The following is a 5,632-nucleotide window of genomic DNA, read 5'->3' on the forward strand; positions in this document are numbered from 1 at the left end:
GGGCGCGCTCGCGGGACAGGCATTGGTGCTCGATCCGTGGCAGCGGTTCTGGACGGCCGTGATGTACGGCTGGCGCCGCGTCGATTCCGTGCTGCGACGCTTTCGCACCGGGTACGAAGAGGTCGCGCGCAAGAACGGCAAGTCGACGTGGAAGGCCGGCCAGGGCGATTACCTGTTCCTGATGGACGGCGAGCAGGGCGCGGAGGTGTACACGATCGCGACGACGCGCGAGCAGGCGATGAGCGTGTTCAAGCCGGCGCTCGACAACTACCGTCGCCGGTGCCGTCGTTCGAAACGGCTGGCGCGTTCGATCAAGGTGTACGACGGGACGAACCAAGAGCGGATCGTGATCGGCAGCAGCGTGTTCAAGCCTCTGCCGGCGAACGCGGAATCGCTCGACGGCCTCAACCCGTCAGTTTGTATGGTGGACGAGCTGCACGCGCACAAGACGCGCGAGGTGTGGGACGTGATGGAGTCAGCGCTCGGCGCGCGGCTCCAGCCATTAATTTCCGCCATCACGACGGCGGGCTACATCCTCGACGGGATCTGCACGGAGATTCGCGGCTATCTCGTGATGATCCTGCGTGGCGACAAGATCGACGACAGCTTCTTCGGCTACATCTACACGCTCGACGATGACGACGATCCGTTTGACCCAGCAGTTTGGATCAAGGCGAACCCGAGTCTCGGCAGTGCGAAAACCGTCGACTACATGCGCGCGCAAGCGGCGAAGGCCGCCGAGCTACCGAGCGCGAAGGCGAATTTTCTAACCAAGGATCTGAACGTTTGGGTCAATGGCGCGCTGAGTTGGTTCGACATCGCTGTATGGGACGCATGCGGTGCGCCCTTTGATCGGAAATCGCTCGCCGGGCGCAAGTGCTTCGGCGGCTTGGACCTGGCCAGTACGCAGGATTTGTGCGCTTTCGTGCTCACGTTCCCGCCGTACGCCGATGACGGGGAAATCGACCCAGCCGGCGAGTGGTTCTATGTCTTCTTCATTTTCGCACCAGAGGCGAAGGTGAACACTCAGGAGGCCAGCGACGCCGCGCCGTACAAAAAATGGGCGGAGCAAGGGTGGTTGATCGTGACGCCGGGCGCGGTCACGGACTACACGGTCATTCGCGACACGATCAAGGCCGCCTGCAAACTCTACGACGTGCAGGACATCGCGTTCGATCCATGGAACGCAACGCAGATCGTCAACGAGCTGCTCGAGGACGAGATACCGATGGTGCAAGTCGCGCAAAACATGGCCGGACTGTCGCCCGGCGCGAAGCAGTTGGAGCGCCTGGTGTATGGCGGCCGGATGCGTCATGGAGGGAACCCGGTCGCGCGGTGGTGCGCCAGCAACGTCACGTTGCTGCTCGATTCGAATGAAAACATCCGGCCCGACAAGAAAAAGTCGCGGCCGAACGGGCGCATCGATCCGATCGTCGCGGCCTGTATGGCGACCACGCGCGCGGTTACGTATCAGCCTGAAGCGGACCCGGAAATTTACATCCTATGACGAACGCAACGAACGGTGCGCCGCGCGGGAACGCAAGCGGCTCGCGAATTTTGAACCAGTGGAACGCCGAGCGCGAGGCGGCAAAGATGAACGCCGCCGCGGTCTCGACGAGCCAGATCGTCCCCGGAACCGATGCGTACGACTGGATGACGGGCTTGCAGACGCCCGGGCGGGCGGTGAGCGAGCGCGGCGCGATGAGCGTCGCGACCGTCTATTCCTGCGTGGCGCTGATCGGCGGGGCGGTTGCCTCGACGCCGTTGGTCGAGTACGAGCGCGGCGCCAACGGCGTGTTGCCGGTGGAATCGGAATATTGGGAGCTACTCAACGAAGAGCTGCATCCGCGGTGGCCGGCGGCGGTGGGGTGGGAATTCGGCATGACTGGCCTGCTCCTGCATGGCGATCTGTTTTCGCGCATCCACCGTGTTACGCGGTGGTCATCGCGAATCGAGTCGGTCGAACCGTTGCATCCGCTTTCGGTGTGGGTTGACCTCGTCGATGGACGTCTCGTGTACACGTATCTCGATCCGGCCACCAACGTCGTGATGACGGTCGATCAGGACGACATGATCCACGTTCCCGGCCCTGGCTTCGATGGTCGACGTGGACTCTCGCAGATCCGCAGCGTACTTCGCATGCCGGTCAACGTAGCGTCTGCGGCCGGCCAACTGGTCGACACGATGCTGTCCGACAACCTGCGGCCCGACCTGGTGATCAAGTCGGAGGGTAAGTTGACCGAGGATCAGGTCGCGTTGCTACGCAAGCAGTGGATTCAGCGATACAGCGGGTTGCACAACTCTTCCGCGCCAGTCGTGCTCGGTGGTGGGATGGATATCAAGCAGATTTCGATGTCGGCAGCAGACGTGAAGCTGATCGAAAACCGGAAGCTGACCGATGACGACGTGTGCTCCGTATTCGGAGTCATGCCACATATGGTGGGTCGAAGCGACAAGGGTACGACGATCGGCACGACGGCCGAGCAGCTTGCGAAGCACTTCGTGAAATACACGCTTGGCAGGCACCTTACGAAGATTGCGCAGGAGGTTGGTCGGAAGGTAGTCAGAAAGCCGAAGCGTTCAATTCAGCACGACGCCGACGCGCTCGACCTCGGCGACATGAAATCGCGATTTGAGGCATTCCGCATCGCGCTCGGTCGCGCAGGCGAGCCGGGTTGGATGACGCAAAACGACGTGCGGCGCCGCTTCAACATGCCGCCGGAGCCGGACGGCAACACTCTAAATTCAGGGACCAAAGATGCGACGAAACCGAATCCTCCAGCTGCTGAATGACAACCGCGCAGCGCCGCGGGCTTTCAGCGTGAAGGCGAGCGACGATGGCACGGTTGCGACTGTCTACCTTTACGACGTGATTGTGACCGACGATTGGTGGGGCGGCGTCTCCGCGCAGTCGTTTGTACAGGCGCTTGCCGGGATCACGGCCGATACGATCCACCTTCGAATCAACAGCCCGGGCGGCGACGTGTTTGCCGCACGCGCGATGGAAACCGCAATTCGCGGGCATTCCGCGCGGGTGATCGCGCACGTCGATGGCGTTGCCGCGAGCGCGGCAAGCTTCGTGATGCTGGCCGCCGATGAGGTTGAGATCACGGACGGCGCGTTCGTGATGATCCATAACGCATGGACGTTCGCGATGGGGAATGCGGACGATCTCCGTGAATCGGCGAAGCTGCTCGACGCTGTCGACGCGTCGCTGGTGCGAACCTACGCGAAGGAGACGGGGCAAAGTGAGGACGATATTTCCGCTTGGATGGCTGCCGAAACGTGGATGTCATCGGACGAAGCCGTGCAACGCGGCTTTGCTGATCGGCTCGCGGGCGCTGGCACGGATGCACAGGCGTCCGCATGGAATCTGTCGGCGTATGACCGTGCGCCGAGCGCGGCGCATGCGCAGTCGTCGCCGCGCAGGCCGGTCGCGTTCGCTCCGCCGGAATCGCCGTCGGCGCCGGCGCCGGATTCGAAGCCTGTCGCGCCGACGGCGGCTCCGCAGACGTCGGCCGCGGCGCCGGATATGGAAGCAATGCGGCGCCGGCTGGAGCTTGCACAACGTTCGTGACGCGTTCCCGCGTCGATTCATAGGGCCACCCTTCGGGTGGCCCTTTCTTTTTCTGTCGATGGAGACTGTATGGCTATTGCTATTCAAGCACTGCGGGAGCGTCGCGACGCACTCGCGAAAAATCTGAACGCGTTGCTCGAAAACAACCAGGGCGACAAGTGGGGCGCCGACCAGCAAAAGGCGTACGACGAAGGGCTCGCCGAAATGGATCGGGTGGGCGCCGAGATCAAGCGTCACGAAGGGCTGATGAACCGGCTCGCCGAGGAAGCGCTCGCCGGCAATCCGGAGGGGTTGATCAACGCGCACGTGAAGACGCCGGGCGCGCACGAAGGCGAATCGAAAGCGATCCGCACGTTCCTCCGGCGCGGCGTGCTGGCTCTGACCGACGAAGACCGCGCGCGCATGCTCGCGCGGCAGACACCGGAAATCCAGAACGCCATGTCGACCGGCGACCCGGCTGCCGGCGGCTATACCGTCGCGCCGGAGTTCTATCGCCGACTGTCGGAGGCGCTCAAGGCATTCGGCGGCCTTCGCCAGATCGCTACCGTGCTGTCGACCGGGACGGGCGCCTCGATGACGTTCCCGGGTACGGACGCGACGACGGAAGAGGGCGAAATCGTCGAAGAAAACGGGGAAACGAGCGACAGCGACACGAAGTTCGTCGCGAAGTCGCTCGAAGCGTTCCGCTACTCGTCGAAGTCGATCGCGCTTTCGATGGAGCTGCTGCAGGACAGCATGTTCGACCTCGAAAGCTACATCATCCGTCTGCTGTCGACGCGCGTCGGCCGGATCACTGCGCGGCATTTCGCGAAGGGCACCGGCAACAAGCAGCCGGTCGGACTGCTGACGGCGGTCGGCACGGGCGTTACCGTGGCGTCGCCGAACCTGATCACCTACGACGACCTGATCGACCTCGAGCACAGCGTCGATCCGGCATATCGCGTGCGTCCGAGTTGTGGGTATGCGATGCACGATCAGATGCTGAAGGTCGTTCGCAAGATCAAGGACGAACAGAAGCGACCGATCTTCGTGCCGGGCTACGAGCAAGGCAATCCGGGTGGTGCGCCGGACCGTCTGCTCGGCCGGCCGGTCACGATCGTGCAGGAATACGACGTGCCCGAGGCGGGAGCCAAGCCGCTGACGTTCGGCGACCACTCCGAATACATCGTGCGCGAAGTGATGGATCTCACGATGTTCCGCATGACGGACTCGCGTTACACGCTCAAGGGGCAGGTCGGCTTCGTCGGATTCAACCGCCAGGGCGGCAACCTGATCGACATCGGCGGTGCGGTGAAGGCGCTGAAGATGGGCGAGGCTGCGGCGCCGCAGGGCTGATGAACGGGGCCGCCACGTCGTGGCGGCCGCACATTCGACGTGAGGAATACATGGCCGACCAGTTGGCATATCCGCTGCGCGTTGCGTCGGGCCGCGTCGACGTTATGACACGGCCCGCCGAGGAAGCAATCACGCTCGACCTGGCGCGCGAGCACTGCCGAATTGACGGCGACGACGAGGATGTTCTGTTGAAGGGGAACATCGTCGCGGCGCGCGAAGCGCTCGAGGCGGCGCTGTCCCGCCCGTTGCTGCCGCAGGAGTGTCGGGTACGGGTCGATTCGTTTCCGTCCGATCGGATTCTCTTGTGGAACGACGTGATCGAGATCACCGACGTGTCGTATATCGACGAGGCCGGCGTGCGGCAGACCTTGCCGCCGGCAGCGTACCGCGTGATGGATCGGGCGTATCTCGTGTCCCGAAAATCGTTCCCATACGGCGAGGATGTCGAGGTGCGGTTTCGTTGCGGCGCATTCGAAACACCGGAAGCCGTGCCCGAATCGCTTGTTGCGTGGATGCTGCTGCAGCTCGGCACGCTGTCCGCGCACCGTGAATCAGAGCTCGATGGAACGGTTAGTTCGCTGAGCGAGGATTTCACGAACCGACTCATCGCGCGTCACGCGATCGTCAGCATTTAGTGAGGACAGTATGCGCGCGGGAAAACGGAACGAGCGAATCGTGATCGAGCGCCGAAGCGGTGCAGTAAACGAGAACGATGAGCCA

At 63.1% G+C, this 5,632-nt stretch carries 5 protein-coding genes; all 5 read left to right on the forward strand.

Annotation, left to right across the window (positions count from 1 at the left end):
- Positions 1–1,507, forward strand: a 1,507-nt coding sequence (locus AC3IFE_RS18190) for a terminase large subunit (RefSeq protein WP_489191427.1), incomplete at its 5' end; no start/stop codon positions are given.
- Complete coding sequence (locus tag AC3IFE_RS18195) at positions 1,504–2,793, forward strand: phage portal protein (protein WP_489191428.1); 1,290 nt, start codon at positions 1,504–1,506, stop codon at positions 2,791–2,793. The genes AC3IFE_RS18190 and AC3IFE_RS18195, both read left to right, overlap by 4 nt.
- A gap of 28 nt (positions 2,794–2,821) precedes the next feature.
- Positions 2,822–3,577, forward strand: a complete 756-nt coding sequence (locus tag AC3IFE_RS18200) for a head maturation protease, ClpP-related (protein ID WP_489191429.1) — start codon at positions 2,822–2,824, stop codon at positions 3,575–3,577.
- Between the two features lie 69 nt (positions 3,578–3,646).
- Entirely contained in the window at positions 3,647–4,912 is a 1,266-nt protein-coding gene (locus AC3IFE_RS18205) for a phage major capsid protein (RefSeq protein WP_059703927.1), read from the forward strand.
- Between the two features lie 50 nt (positions 4,913–4,962).
- Positions 4,963–5,547, forward strand: coding sequence for a head-tail connector protein (locus tag AC3IFE_RS18210; protein WP_489191431.1), 585 nt, complete (start codon positions 4,963–4,965; stop codon positions 5,545–5,547).
- Positions 5,548–5,632: the final 85 nt, after the last annotated feature.

Source organism: Burkholderia sp. APQ4-4ca (genome assembly GCF_057837105.1).